Origin of the sequence: Paenibacillus sp. FA6 (genome assembly GCF_051550225.1) — a bacterium.
In the GTDB taxonomy this organism is placed as follows: Bacteria; Bacillota; Bacilli; order Paenibacillales; family Paenibacillaceae; genus Paenibacillus_AQ.
The window spans coordinates 3,150,710-3,167,791 of sequence record NZ_CP188820.1 but is presented as its reverse complement, the minus strand read 5'-3'; the positions used below and the strand labels follow the sequence as shown (position 1 = coordinate 3,167,791).

General features: G+C 43.1%; 13 protein-coding genes and 2 pseudogenes. 8 read left to right on the top strand and 7 right to left on the bottom strand.

Annotated elements, in window-relative coordinates:
- The first annotated feature begins 385 nt into the window (after positions 1-385).
- Entirely contained in the window at positions 386-1,987 is a 1,602-nt protein-coding gene (locus tag ACP8HI_RS14825; RefSeq protein WP_438346998.1) for an S-layer homology domain-containing protein, read from the top strand.
- 264 nt (positions 1,988-2,251) lie between these two features.
- Here the strand turns inward: ACP8HI_RS14825 and ACP8HI_RS14820 are convergent, their stop codons facing one another.
- Positions 2,252-2,764: a DUF3189 family protein gene (locus ACP8HI_RS14820; protein ID WP_438346997.1), complete on the bottom strand. Its 513-nt coding sequence runs from the start codon at positions 2,762-2,764 to the stop codon at positions 2,252-2,254.
- A gap of 66 nt (positions 2,765-2,830) precedes the next feature.
- On the opposite strand from ACP8HI_RS14820, the pseudogene ACP8HI_RS14815 reads away from it, so the two are divergent.
- The 4 genes and pseudogenes from ACP8HI_RS14815 to ACP8HI_RS14800 form a co-directional block, all read left to right on the top strand.
- Positions 2,831-3,031, top strand: a pseudogene (locus ACP8HI_RS14815) (RNA polymerase subunit sigma-70); the annotation flags it as partial.
- A gap of 285 nt (positions 3,032-3,316) precedes the next feature.
- Positions 3,317-3,499, top strand: a complete 183-nt coding sequence (locus tag ACP8HI_RS14810; protein WP_438346996.1) for an S-layer homology domain-containing protein — start codon at positions 3,317-3,319, stop codon at positions 3,497-3,499.
- The gene (locus tag ACP8HI_RS14805) at positions 3,500-3,655 is read left to right on the top strand and encodes an S-layer homology domain-containing protein (RefSeq protein WP_438351842.1); all 156 of its coding nucleotides are present in this window, start codon (positions 3,500-3,502) and stop codon (positions 3,653-3,655) included. It begins immediately after the preceding gene.
- A gap of 212 nt (positions 3,656-3,867) precedes the next feature.
- Positions 3,868-8,628 (top strand): cadherin-like beta sandwich domain-containing protein, encoded by a 4,761-nt coding sequence (locus tag ACP8HI_RS14800; protein ID WP_438346995.1) that lies wholly within the window; start codon positions 3,868-3,870, stop codon positions 8,626-8,628.
- A gap of 252 nt (positions 8,629-8,880) precedes the next feature.
- On the opposite strand, the pseudogene ACP8HI_RS14795 reads toward ACP8HI_RS14800, so the two are convergent.
- Both ACP8HI_RS14795 and ACP8HI_RS14790 read right to left on the bottom strand, forming a co-directional pair.
- Positions 8,881-9,646 (bottom strand): annotated as a pseudogene (locus ACP8HI_RS14795) (hypothetical protein); the annotation flags it as partial.
- Positions 9,647-10,076: 430 nt separating this feature from the next.
- Entirely contained in the window at positions 10,077-10,202 is a 126-nt protein-coding gene (locus tag ACP8HI_RS14790; protein ID WP_438351841.1) for a hypothetical protein, read from the bottom strand.
- Between ACP8HI_RS14790 and ACP8HI_RS14785 the strand changes: the two genes are divergently transcribed.
- From ACP8HI_RS14785 to ACP8HI_RS14775, 3 genes are all read left to right on the top strand, one after another.
- The gene (locus ACP8HI_RS14785) at positions 10,174-10,572 is read left to right on the top strand and encodes a hypothetical protein (RefSeq protein WP_438346994.1); all 399 of its coding nucleotides are present in this window, start codon (positions 10,174-10,176) and stop codon (positions 10,570-10,572) included. The genes ACP8HI_RS14790 and ACP8HI_RS14785 overlap by 29 nt on opposite strands.
- 592 nt (positions 10,573-11,164) lie before the next feature.
- Entirely contained in the window at positions 11,165-12,466 is a 1,302-nt protein-coding gene (locus ACP8HI_RS14780; RefSeq protein WP_438346993.1) for a GntP family permease, read from the top strand.
- A gap of 19 nt (positions 12,467-12,485) precedes the next feature.
- Positions 12,486-13,625 carry a glycerate kinase family protein gene (locus ACP8HI_RS14775; RefSeq protein ID WP_438346992.1) on the top strand — a complete coding sequence of 380 codons (1,140 nt, stop codon included), beginning with the start codon at positions 12,486-12,488 and terminating at the stop codon, positions 13,623-13,625.
- A gap of 41 nt (positions 13,626-13,666) precedes the next feature.
- Here ACP8HI_RS14775 and ACP8HI_RS14770 read toward each other — a convergent pair whose 3' ends face one another.
- The 4 genes from ACP8HI_RS14770 to ACP8HI_RS14755 all read right to left on the bottom strand — a co-directional run bounded on the left by ACP8HI_RS14770 (position 13,667) and on the right by ACP8HI_RS14755 (position 16,791).
- Positions 13,667-14,695, bottom strand: a complete 1,029-nt coding sequence (locus tag ACP8HI_RS14770; RefSeq protein ID WP_438346991.1) for a CdaR family transcriptional regulator — start codon at positions 14,693-14,695, stop codon at positions 13,667-13,669.
- 320 nt (positions 14,696-15,015) lie between these two features.
- Positions 15,016-16,017 carry an alpha/beta hydrolase gene (locus ACP8HI_RS14765; protein ID WP_438346990.1) on the bottom strand — a complete coding sequence of 334 codons (1,002 nt, stop codon included), beginning with the start codon at positions 16,015-16,017 and terminating at the stop codon, positions 15,016-15,018.
- Between the two features lie 23 nt (positions 16,018-16,040).
- Positions 16,041-16,241, bottom strand: coding sequence for a hypothetical protein (locus ACP8HI_RS14760; protein ID WP_438346989.1), 201 nt, complete (start codon positions 16,239-16,241; stop codon positions 16,041-16,043).
- Between the two features lie 292 nt (positions 16,242-16,533).
- A complete protein-coding gene (locus ACP8HI_RS14755) occupies positions 16,534-16,791 on the bottom strand; it encodes a hypothetical protein (RefSeq protein ID WP_438346988.1) in 258 nt (85 codons plus the stop codon).
- Between the last annotated feature and the right edge of the window lie 291 nt (positions 16,792-17,082).

Here is a 17,082-nt window from a genome sequence, read left to right as displayed (position 1 = left end):
CCAGATTATACAAGGCTTTTCGCGGGTTATAGATTCCTCTTCTTGGACTTATCTTCTGCTATCTTCGGAATAGCATGTGCGACTCAAAATCGAATGGGAGCGCGAGGAGGTTCGAGGCCTCTCGCCGGTACCAACATTAAATTTTTAAGTTCATCAGGATGATCCTAATGAACTTTTTTTGTTTGGATTTTCTGACATTCATTCATTGCCTGTATCGCTTTACTCACTATGAGGTACTTTGAACTGTGAAGCATGTCTTACACTGCTCAAGTTCGGTAGGTAAAATGCAGGAGCGTATTGGCATAGTGCTTTTATATTACAAAATGCAGATGGTACATACAAAGGAGCGGTAACCATTTCACTGCCAGCGTATGCATCCACTAGGTTGAGCGTTGCGAATGCAGTATACCAAGTGAACGGCAGTTCATGGCAACCGGTCGTTTATGATGGCAGCACGCCAGTGCAATTGATGACGGAGTCAGCGCCAGGTAAATATACAGTGAAGGCGAAGCTTAGCTTTACGTCAGGAGAAACGGTAGAGGATGAGCTGACGTTCGAAATAGCGAAGGCGAAAGATCCAGAAACTGTCGTACCAGATCCGCTTGTGCTTAGTGTACAAGGTAAGCAAAACACAGATGGAACATACGAAGGAGCAGTTGATGTCTCGCTGCCAATATATGCGTCCACTGGGCTGACGTTCGTAATCGCGAAGGCGAAGGTTCCAGATGGAGGACAGAACCCTGGCATTATAGATAAAGATAAAGATAAATATAAATATGAAGATAACAAAGTAGAAATACCACCATCGGTTTATAATGTTCCGAGAGGTGTCATTCGATTGATAGACCGTCATGACAACCTACGATTTGATCAGCATATTTCACAGCTGGAGCTGTCTGATCAAACAATCACTGTGAAAGCAGGCGATGAGGATGAAGTTTACCTCTTAGTAAGCGTTCAGACGCTAAAGGATCTTTTTGCTAACAATGAAGAGGCTGAATTATTGATCACTTTCGGTTCGGGCACCTATACGCTGCCGTTTGATTTGGTCAATCAAATGAAAGAAACCATACCGAACGATGGGATTTTGACGCTTACGATCAACAAACTATCCGATGTTGCGAAGGCAGAGGTGGAACAATCGTTCAAAGAGAAATACCCATCGGGGATGCTAGTCAGTGATTTCTATGATATTAAACTAGGTATCGCCAATCGTGATAACACCACGGTTCAAGCACTTGCTACGAACACATTTGCTAACTTGACACTTCATACTTTAGATGAGGGCAATGCAGTGCTGCGTTATGCGAATGCTGGATTCTCGTTTGTACCTGCGAAACTGACAGAGAGAGAAGCAGCAGTGCTGATGAGAGGTGATGGGATTGTCGTGGTGGCTCGCAATGATGTTCAGTTCTCAGACATTATTGGTCATTGGGGAATGCGATATATGATTGAAAGTGCTAATAAGGGGCTTATCGTTGGGAGAAGAGAGGGGATATTCGCTCCGAACGAGCTTATCACGCGTGCAGAATTCGTGCAGATGATCGTCAATAGTTTGAATCTTCCAGTCTATAACGAAGTGGTAGATCATACTAATTTGAATAATTCTTATGATGATATTGCTTCGAGTAAATGGTATTTTGAAGCGATTCATCAGGCGAAGCAGGCGGGGATTTTGACTAAGTTCTCAGAACTCGGATTTTATCCTGACAAGCCGATTACGCGAGAAGAGATGGCATCGATCATAGCAGTTGTCCTGCGCAATCATGAAATCGATGTGAAGGCAACCGAGCGTAATCTAACAGAGATTTACAAAGATGCGGGTCAGATGAGCGAAAGCTACTTCGAGGATATTGCCATGATCGTTGATGCGAACATCATGGAGGGGAAAACAAAGGACACATTCAACCCGGAAGGTGCTGCAACACGAGCAGAGTCAACCAAGGTTATCCTCTTGATGCTTCGGGCAATGGACTTTATTGAGTAAAGAACGTTCGTTGTAACGAGAGTCGAGCTAAGAATGAGTAGCTATGCGGCTATACTTGTTCTTAGCAACAAGCTCTCAGCTACATCGTGAATAACAATTAATACTTTTTTTAAAATATAAGAAAGTATAAGTTTCACATGATACTCTATTCCATATATTCCCCTGAAACGGGTGCCGTCTTTGAAAAAGGACGGCATTACTGTTTCTACTTGTTTGTTTCATTGTTTAATAACCAAGCACTGATTTTGAGGTTAAGCGATATTATTACTTATATTTTTCATTTTCTAAAATAATCATATTTTCCTCATTTGAGGATTTTCCTATTTGTTTCGTATTTTCAACCAACCGAAAAATATTGTCACAGCATTGTTTGGCACCCATAATTAATAAGGGTACACCTACAAAATCAATTTTTAATCCTCTTGAGAAAAATCCCCCAATTGACATCACGAACGGTACAGTTGGTGATGTATTAGAGAATATTATTCTTTCATGAAATTGATGTTTGTTTTGTAGTAAAAAGCTTAAGTTTTTTAAAGCTGGAACAACAAGTTTGGAGGATCTCCGTCCTATCGTATACACCGAATCTCCATTATCATCGATCCCGTGAAAAATAATTTTTCCTGAATCATCTTTAGATAATTTATTGAAATAGTTAACATTTAATATTTCTTCTTTAGTTAGTTTTCGTTCTGATTGGGTAATTTCTTTTAAATGATAGGCCGCTGCAAGAGCCGTTGTATGTGTCCCGCCATAGTCATTATAGATATAAATCATGATATCATCCTTTATATTGTTATATATAGCTATTATGGTCATGTATTCTAGTTTCAATTCGGTTCAATGCCTGGATTAATCTCAGCGATAGCGCTGTTCATTAAACAGCTTTCTCTACTGGTATCTTACGTCAAGAACAATGCCTTTCCCCAGCCTCTGTCCGAGAAGGATGAGAGTAAATACTTACAGTTGATGGCCGAAGGAGACGGCAATGCGCGAAATATGCTTATCGAACATAATCTGCGATTGGTGGCGCATATCGTCAAGACATTGTGAACACCAACCGATTTGAGGAAAAGGTGCGGTTTGTGATGTGGGACAAGTTGTTTACTACAAAATTGTTTTCAGTGAAGATCAATCAAGGTGAACCTTATCATAAATAGAGCGAATTTTTTTTATAAAAGATGGGGTTGTCCCTAAGGTCTGATCGGGTATCAGATCCATAATTTGAAAACGGATCATATGTCCGTATCTATCGAAAATAGATATCTCAAAAATATTTGATTTAACTCCTAACGGTTCAGGTAAACAATGAAGTGATGTTGAAGGTAATTGGGTAGCAGATGCTATAATAATATTATCTCTGGCTATACTGATGGAACATTCAAACCTAATGCCCAGATTACACGCGCTGAAATTATTTCTATCATTTCTAAAATTGTTAATCTTTCTTCCGTAAGCGGAAATGCATCTACTACTTTTACTGATACTGATAAAGCTTGGAATAAAGATTAAATTCAAGCAGCGGCTAATGAAGGTATTATCACTGGTAGTGGAGATGGGAAATTTGAGCCTAATAAACAATCATCACGTGCAGAAGCATTAGCAATAATTTTACGTGCTATTGAGCTTAATCCAGAAATTAAAGATTTACTACAAATTATGAAATAATAATCAATAAAGGGATCATTAGTAGAATTCTACTAATGATCCCTTTATTCTTTGTATTAATCTATGTTAGAGCACAAAATACAGCTTAAATCTCGACTCATATTCATAGCTAACCATAAACCATTAAGAATTCATTAAGATTCAAGAAGAGTTCTTGTGGCAAAATATAGTAAGGGCATAATTAAATAATAATGAAGAGGTGCAACCGTCATATGATGCGATGGAGTTTATTGGGAATAAATAAATTGATGATTTGTCTACTAGTGCTAGCTGTGATTACGCTAGGCTTATGGACAGGAGGTAGTATTCAGGAGGTAAGGGCGGCAACAACTCTCGAAGGATTAGAATACGAAATAAGAAGCTCAGGCGTAACCATTACAGGCTATACTGGAACGAACAAAGATGTTATTATACCTACTACAATAGAGGGTTCCCCTGTAACGAGCATAGGGGTTAGTGCATTTTTTTATAAGCAATTAACGAGTGTGGCGATCCCAGCCAGTGTAACGAGTATAGGGATAAGCGCATTTAATTCTAACCAATTAACGAGTGTGATGATCCCAGGCGGTGTAACGAGCATAGAGCCTAATGCATTTAGGGATAATCAATTAGCGAGTGTGACGATCCCAGAAGGCGTAACGAGTATAGGGTCTGATGCATTTAGGGATAATCAATTAGCGAGTGTGACGATCCCAGAAGGCGTAACGAGCATAGGGTCTGATGCATTTAATAAAAACCGATTAACGAGTGTGAAGATCCCAGCCAGTGTAACGAGCATAGGGGATTATGCATTTAGGGATAACCGATTAACGAGTGTGACGATCCCAGACGGCGTAACGAGCATAGGGAATTATGTATTTGCTACTAACCAATTAGCGAGTGTGACGATCCCAGCCAGTGTAACGAGCATAGGGGCAGGTGCATTTAGGGATAACCGATTAACGAGTGTGACGATCCCAGACGGCGTAACGAGCATAGGGAGTTATGTATTTGATACTAACCAATTAGCGAGTGTGACGATCCCAGACGGCGTAACGAGCATAGGGGCAGGTGCATTTAGTTCTAACCAATTAGCGAGTGTGACGATCCCAGATGGCGTAACGAGCATAGGGGATTATGCATTTAGTATTAACCAATTAATGAGTGTGACGATCCCAGCCAAAGTAACGAGCATAGGGGCTAGTGCATTTAGTATTAACCAATTAACGAGTGTGATGATCCCAGACGGCGTAACGAGCATAGGGGCAGGTGCATTTTATAAAAACCAATTAGCGAGTGTGACGATCCCAGCCAGTGTAACGAGCATAGGGGCTAGTGCATTTAGTTTTAACGAATTAACGAGTGTGATGGTTGAAGGGGATTCAACTGCCATTGGAACTGATGCGTTTGGTTCTTCTGAAAATACTTCAATGATAGCTTTTGATCCTTCTCCAGCGAAGACGTATGCTTCTGAGAAAAGTCATAAATACCTGAATATTTTATCTGCTGGGGTCAGCTATTCTCCAAACGGTGAATCGTTGGGGAAGGAACAGATTTCAACAAAGGTGATGATAAAAGTTCCTGATGCTGTATTAGTCAAAGCCGAGTACAAGTGGTCAAAAAGTGACACAACGGCAAGTTGGAACATAGGCGAGGGGACAACGTTTTACAGTGGAGACACAATAACTACCCCTACGGCTACAGGTGATTGGTATTTGCATGTTCGAGTTGATGATGAAGTGCATTCTGAGAGCTATTCACACTCAAATGCTTTTAAGGTACTTGGCCCACTAAGCAACAATGCAGATTTGAGCAGTTTGTCGCTGTCGAGTGGAAGTTTGAGTCCGACGTTTGCGTCGGGCACGATCACTTACACAGCAAGCGTAGTGAACAGCGTAAGTAACCTAACAGTCACGCCAGCTGTAGCAGATAGCGGCGCTACAGTGACGGTGAACGGCACGACGGTAGTAACGGGAATGGAGTCTGGAGCGATTAACCTGAACGTAGGTAGTAGAAATCCGATTACGATAGTAGTTACTGCACAGGATGGTGCTACGACGAAGACGTACACACTGAATGTAACGCGAGCATCGGCACCTCTAAGCAGCAATGCAGATTTGAGTAGCTTGGTTCTATCGAGTGGAAGTTTGAGTCCGACGTTTGCGTCGGGCACGACCACTTACACAGCAAGCGTAGCGAACAGCGTAAGTAACCTAACAGTCGCGCCAGCTGTAGCAGATAGCGGCGCTACAGTGAAAGTGAACGGTACGGAGGTAGCAACAGGAGCAGAGTCTGAAGCGATTGACCTGAACGTAGGTAGTAGCAATCCGATTACGATAGTAGTTACTGCACAGGATGGTGCTACGACGAAGACGTACACACTGAATGTAACGCGAGCATCGGCACCTCTAAGCAGCAATGCAGATTTGAGTAGCTTGGTTCTATCGAGTGGAAGTTTGAGTCCGACGTTTGCGTCGGGCACGATCACTTACACAACAAGTGTAGGGAACAGCGTAAGTAACCTAACAGTCACGCCAGCTGTAGCAGATAGCGGCGCTACAGTGACGGTGAACGGCACGACGGTAGTAACGGGAATGGAGTCTGGAGCGATTAACCTGAACGTAGGTAGTAGCAATCCGATTACGATAGTAGTTACTGCACAGGATGGTGCTACGACGAAGACGTACACACTGAATGTAACGCGAGCATCGGCACCGCTAAGCAACAATGCAGATTTGAGCAGCTTGGTTCTATCGAGTGGAAGTTTGAGTCCGACGTTTGCGTTGGGCACGATCACTTACACAACAAGTGTAGGGAACAGCGTAAGTAACCTAACAGTCACGCCAGCTGTAGCAGATAGTGGCGCTACAGTGACGGTGAACGGCACGACGGTAGTAACGGGAATGGAGTCTGGAGCGATTAACCTGAACGTAGGTAGTAGCAATCCGATTACGATAGTAGTTACTGCACAGGATGGTGCTACGACGAAGACGTACACACTGAATGTAACGCGAGCATCGGCACCGCTAAGCAACAATGCAGATTTGAGCAGCTTGTTGCTGTCGAGTGGAAGTTTGAGTCCGACGTTTGCGTCGGGCACGATCACTTACACAGCAAGTGTAGGGAACAGCGTAAGTAACCTAACAGTCACGCCAGCTGTAGCAGATAGCGGCGCTACAGTGACGGTGAACGGTATTCCGGTAGTAAGCGGAAGTGCGTCTGGAGTGATTGGCCTAAGCGTAGGTAGTAGCAACACGATTACGGTAGTGGTTACGGCACAGGATGGTGTGACGACGAAGACGTACACACTGAATGTAACGCGAGCATCGGCACCTCTAAGCAGCAATGCAGATTTGAGCAGCTTGGTTCTATCGAGTGGAAGTTTGAGTCCGACGTTTGCGTCGGGCACGATCACTTACACAGCAAGTGTAGGGAACAGCATAAGTAACCTAACAGTCACGCCAGCTGTAGCAGATAGCGGCGCTACAGTGACGGTGAACGGTACGGAGGTAGCAACAGGAGCAGAGTCTGAAGCGATTGACCTGAACGTAGGTGACAACACGATCACAGTGATAACGACGGCACAAGATGGAACAACGACGAAGACATACACGATCACGGTAACAAGGGCAGCGACACCACTGAGTAATAATGCAGATTTGAGTAGTCTGGGTCTAACAAGTGGTATCTTAAATCCAGTGTTCGCGTCAGGCACGACTGGTTACACGGTAAACGTGGATAACAGCGTGAGCAACATGAAAGTAACACCAGCTGTAGCAACTAGCACCGCGATAGTAACAGTGAATGGCGTAGTAGTGACGAGCGGAGCGGCGTCGGGAGCAATAAGCCTGAGCGTGGGTAACAACACGATTACCGTAGAAACAATCGCAGAGGACGGAACAACGAAGCAGACATACACGGTAATCGTGACAAGGGCGTCAGCGAGCATTAGTGATGGCGGTAGTGAAGGTAGCCCTAGCAGTGGTGGCAGCCCAACAATCCCTAGTACGGATGACAGCAGAGTGTTAACCTCAACTGATGGTAAAATAACGCTGCCTATAGGAAGCGCAGGCGAGGTGAGTCTACCGAATGCGGTGACCATTGTCATTCCAGCAGGAACATCAGACAAGGAACTAAAAATTACGATAGAGGAATTGACGGATGCGAAAGACCCTCTATTTGGTAAACTCATTCTAATCAGTCCGATCTACGAGATATTGAAAAACTTTACGGAAGATTTGGCCAAACCAGTAAGGCTGACCTTTATCTTTGATCCTTCAAGCTTGAAGGAAGATCAGTATCCAGCTGTCTTCTATTATGATGAGGTGAAGAAGGAATGGGTACAGATTGAAGGCGGTAAGATAGATGGCAATAAGATTACAGTTGAAGTCAATTTCTTTGCGAAGTTTGCGGTAATGGCTGTAAGCAAGGAGGAACAGTCTGGAACGGACCATCCGACATTTAGCGATATTACTGGTCACTGGGCAGCTTCTGACATCAATAAAGCAGCACAAAGAGGAATTGTGAATGGTTATAAGGATGGTACGTTCAAGCCGAATGGCGTTGTCACTCGTGCGGAATTTGTGGTGATGCTGATGAAGGCTTTGAAGCCGCAAGAGGAAGATGCAAAGCTGACGTTCACCGATTCGGCGAAGATTGGCACATGGGCAATAGACGCGATCGAGCAAGCAGTAAAAGCAGGTATTGTTACAGGCTACTTAGATGGCAGTTTTCGTCCAAATGCAGAAATTACACGTGCAGAGATGGCTATGATGATCGCCAAAGCGCTAGCATTAAAGGTCGAAGCGAATACTATAACTGACTTCGTGGATGAAGCAGACATTCCTAGCTGGGCGAAGGCTCCGGTAGCAGCGTTGAAAAGTCTTGGTCTAATAACAGGCAAAGGTACAAACAAATTCGCTCCAAATGCTAATGCTACAAGGGCAGAGGCAGTAACGATTCTGTTGAAGGTGATCGCTCAAGAGAGTAAGTAGAGTTAAAGTAAGCATATTTGGAAATCCAAATACGATTAACAGATAATAGGGCACCTAAAGGGTGCCCTATTAGACTATCTATTTATGATGTTAATTGTTCTCATCCTCTATGATGTGATATTTCTCTTTATTCTAAATGCCGGATTCAGATTTCGCCCTATAGATGTTACGGTGAACCCTATCACAAATGACGGATAAATTTTCGGATAAAAAAAGAGTAGAGCGCAGCAAAATTAGCTTGTGAAGATGACCCTATAAGATCAACTCCGCAAGACGATGAATTCCCTGTTCAATCGATGCTTCATCTACTTGTACAAAGCCCAACACCCATCCCTTTCGTTTGCTTTCCAAACAATAGGGTCCAAGAGGGTATACACGTATTCCCTGTTGAAGGGCTAACTGTGTCACGGTTTCTTTGTCGTATGACTCCTCAGCTTCAAGTAACATATGCAATCCAGTTTCTACACCACATAGTGTGAAACGCTCCCCTAAACCACTAGCCATAATAGCCTTTGTCATGGCTTCGTGTCTTCGTCGGTACACATTTCTGACTCTTCTCATATGGCGCATGAAGTGCCCATTCTTGATGAAGTGCGTTAATGTAAGCTGGTCCATAATCGGGAGATGACGGTAAGTCAACTCCTGTACCCTGGCTAGTTGAGCAATTGCCTCGACAGATCCAACGATGCCGAAATACGAATGCCTGGCTAAACAATGTTGGAAGCGGCTCCCCACGATATCGAAATTCACTATCATAATCGTCCTCAATGATCCAAAACTGTTCTTGAGCGGCCTTATGTAGCAATTGTTGCCTGCGAGGCTCCGACATAACGACCCCGACCGCGCACTGGTGCGAAGGGGTCACAAAGATCAGTTTGGATTGTGGGTGAATTTGCACACGTAATGGTGTGAAACCATAGGGATTACCATAAGCCCAGCTTGATAAATCCACTTCTCGCTGTTCTTTGCCTCTGAACCAGTCATGTAGTTGATCGACAGCTGAGTTTAACAAGGGAAGTTAGGGGGGATGGGGGCTTATTATTAAATTCGCTGGCATATTTGATTTTAGGGCTCGTTGTGTTTCATCACTGCGAGAAAATAGCGATGAAGAAAGGTCTTCTAGGGCAATACTAGCGTACAAAATCGTTTATCCGTTGGGTCTTGTATAAGTGAAAATGACTAACGATTAGGGCATCCAATCAGGTGCCCTTTAATTTCGCTGTTGGAGTGATAGGGAGAACCATATTATAAATGACGGCTAAGTTTTTGGTGGAGAAGAGCTTAGCGGCAAGTAAAAGGGGGTATCCCTCAGGGAGTTTCTTCTGCTCTACGAGATAACCCCATGAAAATAAATGAGTGCATTTGAATCATTTTTCCAAAGCTCAGACTTCTGTAAAAATCGTCGCCCCTAGAATTACTCAATTAAAGAGTCTAACAGCGTTTTGATCTCAAGGTTGAGGCTTAACGTGTTTAAGATAATCGTCAATGCTTCGGCACGTGAGGACGATGCATTGACGATTAAAATTACCATTTTCGTCACCGGTGATGATACCCGCTTTTTCCGCTTGGGAAATTGCATTCTTGGCTAAAGAGTCATCAATGTCTGCGAAGGTAGTTGGCTTATCGAGCTATGTCTCCGGATCAGGAACGACGGATTTGGTGTTCACCCACACACTTCGGGAAGGATATTATGGAGAAGGCATTACCGTTCCGCCGAATCTGCTTTTAAATGCATCCACCATAGTAGACACCAATCAACAGACCTACGATGGCACACTTACCGGTATTCCAGTTACCAGGGTTGATATCATGCATACGGTAAGTGCTATAGCCGCAAGCTTATGTTTTAATTCTCTAAACATGTGTTCCTCCCACAAAATGAATTTATTCTCCCCCACATTCGCAGGGAAATGTGCAACTGTATTGAGAAGCTGCCTATTCTAGCATAATTCCTGAATCCCCCCTTTTTTAAGAGGACTCGAAAATTCAATAATTATACAGGATAGTATGATTCGATCCCAAAAAGGTCCGAAGCGATAAATAAATGATAATTTTATTCTGAATATGGTCTGAATTGTAATTCGAATTACATGTTTGATCATATGTCGAGCTGAGATCGGATTTGCTCTTGAGAAACTGAACTCGGTTATCTCCGACATTTTTGAGGATATTTCACAAAATAGTTACATTTAAGCCTCCTCTGATCAACTCGTTAATATTAGGTTATCTTATACCTACCACTTGCCATTACTATGTTTCTCATCTGAGCCCATATTCAACGCGGACTATTTAGTGCATATGCACAATAATATTCATTGGAATATCAATTGTTATAAGTTAGTAATGCAAATATAATGAAAACGTATTCAAGTTAGTGGAGCAGGACATTGAAGGGGGAATAGAAAAGATTCCACATTAAATGTAGATCAATAGAACCTATTATGCGAATAAATTTACAAGGACTGTGAGTACTCATAGTAGCTCAATGGGATTTACAAAATAAAAAAAATAAAAATCACCCAGAGGAGGATTTAAGATGACAGCAGCAATGGATATTACTTGGATTGGCGCTTTAGCAGGCCTAGCACTGGCAATTATATTGATTTTGTTTAAACTGGCACCAACTTATGCATTGATTCTGGGAGCAATTGTTGGAGGATTTATTGGTGGGGCTAATTTTTCGGAGGTAATCAGCATCCTAATTTCCGGAACACAAAGCGTTCAAGGTACAGTTATTCGTATTATCGCTGCAGGTGTTTTTGCTGGAGTGATGATGGAATCTGGATCAGCGGGAACCATTGCGAAAGTTATTGTTGATAAACTCGGTGGAACGAAAGCGATGCTGTCGCTTGCATTGGCTACCATGGTTATCACTGCAGTAGGGGTATTCATTCCAGTTGCCGTATTGATTGTTGCACCAATCGCGTTGTCTGTTGGCCACAAAATGGGATATTCCAAGATTGCTTTGCTAGTTGCTTTATCTGGCGGCGGTAAAGCGGGTAACATTATTTCACCTAACCCGAATACCATTGCAGCAGCAGGCGGATTCAATCTCGATGTTAACCAGGTAATGCTTGGCGGATTAGTCCCTGCTCTTTTCGGATTAGCAGTTGCGGTGATTATCGCATCCTTAATTAAGTATAAAGGCACTAAAGTAACGGATTTGGAAGCCGTCGAATTGGAAAAGACCAGCTCCATGAATCTACCACCTTTATCTAAAGCTCTAGTAGCTCCAATCATCGCTATTGTTCTTTTGATGATTAGTCCGATTGGTTCGATTTTAGGCGTTGATTTCCTTGAAGCGCTAAAAATTGACTCCTTGTTTATCCTGCCATTTGCCGGTGTAGTTGGCGCCTTGGCATTAGGTAAGGCAAAAGAAATAGTGAATTATTGTACGGCCGGTTTAAATCGAATGACACCAACGATTTTGATCATTATTGGCGCAGGTGCCATTGGCGGATTAATTACAGCGTCAACCCTGCCTGCAGAAGTTGTTGCTCTTGTACAATCCTCGGGCATTTCCGGAATATTCCTTGCACCAATAGCAGGCATATTAATGGCAGCAGCAACAGCATCCACTTCAACAGGTGTCATTTTGGCTACGGGTTCATTCTCAAATGCAATATTAAATACAGGTGTAGCTCCTCTATCGGCTGCAGTTATGACCCATGCCGGTGCTACGGTAATCGACCACTTGCCACACGGAACCTACTTCCACGTTACACGTAATGCCATGGGCATTAGCATGAAGGATAGAATGAAGGTTGTCCTGTATGAAAGTATGGTCGGTATAACGATGACTATAGTAGCAGTAGTTCTATTCGGATTTATCTTATAAAAGGAATGGGGAATCATTTATGGGTAAAATATTTATGTTAGCTCCTGATTCGTTTAAGGAAAGCATGACGGCAAAAGAAGTATGCGAAGCCATGGAAATCGGTATAAAAAGAGCTATTCCAGACGCGGAATGCATTCATGTACCTATGGCTGATGGGGGTGAAGGCACGGTCCAGTCATTGGTAGATGCAACAGGTGGCACTCTGATACAAAAAGTAGTAACCGGACCTCTTGGTACACCGGTTGCCGCCCATTATGGAATACTGGGAGACGGCAAAACAGGCGTGATTGAAATGGCATCAGCCAGTGGAATTCATCATGTTACGAAGGAAACAAGAAATCCTTTAATTACGACGACCTTAGGAACGGGTGAGTTAATTAAGGATTGTATTGAAAAGGGCATTACGGATATCATTCTAGGTATCGGCGGAAGTGCTACGAATGATGGAGGGGCCGGAATGGCTAAAGCACTGGGGTATAAATTCCTGGATAAACAAGGGAATGAGCTAAAGCTGCTTGGCGGAGGAAACCTACTTGAGTTGGATAAGATCGATTCTACTGATGTGCTTCCGCAATTAAAAAATATTAACATCTTGGTAGCATCGGATGTAACCAATCCATTATGCGGGGAACGAGGTGCATCTGTTGTTTTTGGTCCACAGAAGGGTGCCACTCCTGAAATGGTTACATTTTTGGATGAAAATTTAAGGCACTATAGTAACGTAATAAAACAGCAACTTGGAATCGATATTGTGGATGTACCTGGTGCAGGTGGTGCAGGCGGCCTTGGCGGTGGATTGATTGCTTTCACCAACTCTACAATGAAAAAGGGAATTGAAATTGTAATCGAATATACAGGTTTGAAAGAAAAACTGCAAAATGTGGATTACTGCTTTACAGGAGAAGGGGGTATCGATTTTCAGACGAAATTCGGCAAAGCACCTTACGGAGTTGCTAAGGCAGCTAAGAGTGTTAACGGCAGTATGAAAGTAATCGCCTTGGCAGGATGTGTAGGCCAAGATGTTGAAACCTTGTACGATGAAGGATTTGATGCCATCTTTGGAATTGTTCCCGGAGCAGCAGATATTAATACCCTCCTTACGCAAGGCAAGGAGAATGTTGCCCGTACATCTGAAAGTATTGCCAGATTGTTAAGATAACATCAAAGAGGGTGGCCCACAGTCAGATGTGGACGTCCTCTTTATTTTATCCGATTAATCAGCATAAAAATGAGTTCCACGAGCTCCAAAATATTTTTGGGATCTTTGCCTGTAATATTATGAATCTTGTTTAACCTATAGTTTAATGTATTCCTGTGGATCATGAGTCTATTGGCGGTTTCATTGGCGTTAAGGTTACAGTTAAGGTAAATCTGGAGTGTCTTTATTAATTCCTCATTTTTTTCAAGTGAATGGGCTAGCCGTTCTAATCTTGTGTCGTTTTTTAGTGATTTCGACATATCGACGATGAACTCACATTGTGAATAGTAGATGGCCTTTTCGTTGAAATAAACACCCTTCAATACACGCATAGCTGATTTGGCCTGCAAAAGTCCGTCAGAAATAGTGTCGTTCATATTACTGATGGAAATGAAAGCATCCGGATACTGATTTTCTATTGTTTGTTGAAGGACTTCAGACTTATCCGATTCCTGAACGACTATACAAAGCGTATATTTGGAGATTTTAAAGGAAGATAAGCTTTTAGTGACATCCTCAGCAATCTCATTAGGAGATTCCACATAAATGATTTGGGAGGGCTTAGTTAACTGAATGCCATAGGTCAACGCCTGATTCATTAATTCTTTCGTATAGGTGGTGTCTGAATTTATAATTAAGCTAAAAAATTCTTGCTTTAAGTTGTTTTTCAAATTCTCTTTTTCCAATGCGATACTATGGTCGATTAACAAAATAACAGCTGACTTTAAAAGGTTTCCGAAGGGCCTCGTTTCCTTTACTTCGCCACTGATTCCTACGACTCCAACAATACTGCCATTCAATTCGATTGGTAAGTTAATGCCCTTCTTTACGAACTCCTCATCTTTGTTAATTTCCACGATTTTCCTTTGTTTTATGGCTTTCACCGCACCATGATGCAGCGTACCAATCCTTCCTTTATTTCCACTCCCGATGATCATACCTGTTTGATCCATAATATTAATATTATATGGAATATCCTTCATCATTCTATCAACAATGTTTTGGGCCTGAATACGCGTCAACTCATACATAGCTGTATCTCCTTCATGATCACATCTCTAAAGTATAAGCATCAATCGACACACCAGTTCTGATTCAAGGATTTTTGTGCAAAAGAACAAATATTTATTCACTCGTAGCACTTACAATCTTTATTTTACATGGATACATAATAGACTAGCTCCTTGTGAAATTATATCAATAACTATTTTATGGTGTCTATGAGAAGAAAGAAAAGGTCCCTTTTTGTTCTACAAAAATGAGGATGAGGCTGTTCCCTGGCCATTTTCATGACTTCTGGGACAGCCCCTTCTTCTTATATTGAAATTCTTAGTTCTCACTTTAAGAGAATTTACCTCGCAGGGCTATATTCTTCATCAAGAAATTGTTGCACAGTCTGGAAGACCTGTAGTCTGTTTTTCTCAAGCATGACCATATGTGTTGCTTCCCCGATTTCGACCCAACGCCGATAAGGAGCGCCTGTTATTTCGGAGAACAACTCTTTTGCCGATTCGATCGGAACATCGATGTCCCATTCTGCATGAACCAAGAGGACAGGAATCGTTATATCTTTAGGTTCATAGAACTTTTTCCCTAAGGCCCAATATTCTCGGACATCTTGTATCGGACCATTAGTGGCCCTAATGCTTGGAGTTATATGCGTCTGACTCAAGGGGTCGGAAGCAAGCGTTGCGTCCACCCACTTCTCGAACCAACCTTCTGGAAGGAGACCGGGCCTCTTATCTTCCGGAGCAGCGCTTAACCATCTTGCTTTCATATGGCCGGGCGCAACGAGACGGTACGATCCAATCGGACCGCCGGGATCGAGCGGAATCGGCTGCGAGCTCAACCATTGCGGTACTACCAGCACAAGCTTATTCACCTTGTCATTATTTTGGCAGGCGTACGCCCCTGCCACGGTTCCGCCCCAGGACATCCCGAACACATTGATTGTGGACAACTTCGTTCGATTCAAGATGAATTCAACCGCAGCACCAAAGTCCCGAACGCCTGTTTCAGTTCGGACGAGCGGAGGATTGTGACCAGCAGGCTGCTCCATCTCGGGTGGGAGAGTCGATCCACCATAACCGCGCACGTTCACAGCATACACATCATAGCCATGGCTAGCAAGGAAATCCAGAAGGGAAAAGCCGCCGAGTTCGACATCGAACAGACTTTCGATTGAAAATGTTGCGCCGTGTACCATCAATATTGTCCGTTCTGCGGAAAAGCTTTCAATGGAAGACAAGCTTTTATTTCTGACCAGAAGTTCAATGCCTGGTGTATCGCTGGCAATCCGAAAATCTTCTGTCACAATGGTTTCATTCTTTAACAATATGGTTGTGTTCTTCATGGTGTACCTCCCAATTGTCCTATTTACTCATAGCGCCATTTGAAGCCGTCTCCATCCCGAGTCACATAACCTGCCGAACTGCCAGGAAAATGTGTGCCGAAATATAGGGCATTGCGATCCGCTGCATAGGCAAGCGCCCAAAGCCGCGATTCAATGGCTTGTTCGTTGAATTCACAGAAACAAGAGTTCCATTCCGGACGATATACCTGGATTGGATGGTGCATGACATCAGAGGGAAGAGTGCTTCTTCCCCAAGTGACGTCAGACTGATCGACATTTGACCGATGCTATGGCCCGGTGATGGGATAAATTTGATTCCTTCAAGAAATTCTCCGCCCTCGGGTCCGATGTACTCGGCTAATCCCGCTTGGATAATCGGTAAAACACTTTCTTCGTAGGAATTTAAACTCACCTTGTTCGCTTCGTTATGGCTATCCGAACTAGCGTAGTAATTATCTTCGGACTTCGGAAAAACGTATTTGGCATTCGGGAAAGTCGGAACCCATTCACCATCAACTAGCTTCGTATTCCAGCCGACGTGTCTATTAGAATAGTATGCTCGGGAGTTTTCACGATCCACGTTCCGATCGTAATGATGACATGTTCAAGATCCTTTTCCATGCTTCCTTGAAGTAACCAGTCTTTATGTTGTTCTAAGAAGGACGGATCCCAATCAGGAATTAAGTCTTGTGCTGTGTATCCGTTTGTCTCCAATTCATTTAAGCGTCTAACTGTGATGTCTCCCACCTTATAGATCTTTGAGCCCAGTGTCATAATTGTTTCTCCTCCCCCGTTCTGATTAAAGATGGCCCCCGTAGCGATGTAATCGGAAAATAATGCGGGGCAATAAGAAAAAAGCACGGGGTGCAACGCTGAGCGGATTCTATTATTTTTATATGATTTGAACGATGATTTCATTTCGAATCAGTGTATAAGAATAATTTCAAAGGCTATTAAAGAAAGGGCATCCTGCGAAGGATGCCCTTTAAATATGCAGTTACAGACAGCGAGGGGAACCGGACCATAAGTAGGCCAAGCTTTCTTAGCAGTATCCGTTAGTCGGAC

Excerpts from the sequence above, each read along its gene's own strand:
- ACP8HI_RS14780 (WP_438346993.1), top strand. The coding sequence starts at position 11,165 with ATGACAGCAGCAATGGATATTACTTGGATTGGCGCTTTAGCAGGCCTA.
- ACP8HI_RS14820 (WP_438346997.1), bottom strand. The coding sequence starts at position 2,764 with ATGATTTATATCTATAATGACTATGGCGGGACACATACAACGGCTCTT.
- ACP8HI_RS14760 (WP_438346989.1), bottom strand. The coding sequence starts at position 16,241 with ATGCACCATCCAATCCAGGTATATCGTCCGGAATGGAACTCTTGTTTC.
- ACP8HI_RS14770 (WP_438346991.1), bottom strand. The coding sequence starts at position 14,695 with ATGTATGAGTTGACGCGTATTCAGGCCCAAAACATTGTTGATAGAATG.
- ACP8HI_RS14800 (WP_438346995.1), top strand. The coding sequence starts at position 3,868 with ATGATGCGATGGAGTTTATTGGGAATAAATAAATTGATGATTTGTCTA.
- ACP8HI_RS14755 (WP_438346988.1), bottom strand. The coding sequence starts at position 16,791 with ATGACACTGGGCTCAAAGATCTATAAGGTGGGAGACATCACAGTTAGA.
- ACP8HI_RS14785 (WP_438346994.1), top strand. The coding sequence starts at position 10,174 with ATGATACCCGCTTTTTCCGCTTGGGAAATTGCATTCTTGGCTAAAGAG.
- ACP8HI_RS14765 (WP_438346990.1), bottom strand. The coding sequence starts at position 16,017 with ATGAAGAACACAACCATATTGTTAAAGAATGAAACCATTGTGACAGAA.
- ACP8HI_RS14775 (WP_438346992.1), top strand. The coding sequence starts at position 12,486 with ATGGGTAAAATATTTATGTTAGCTCCTGATTCGTTTAAGGAAAGCATG.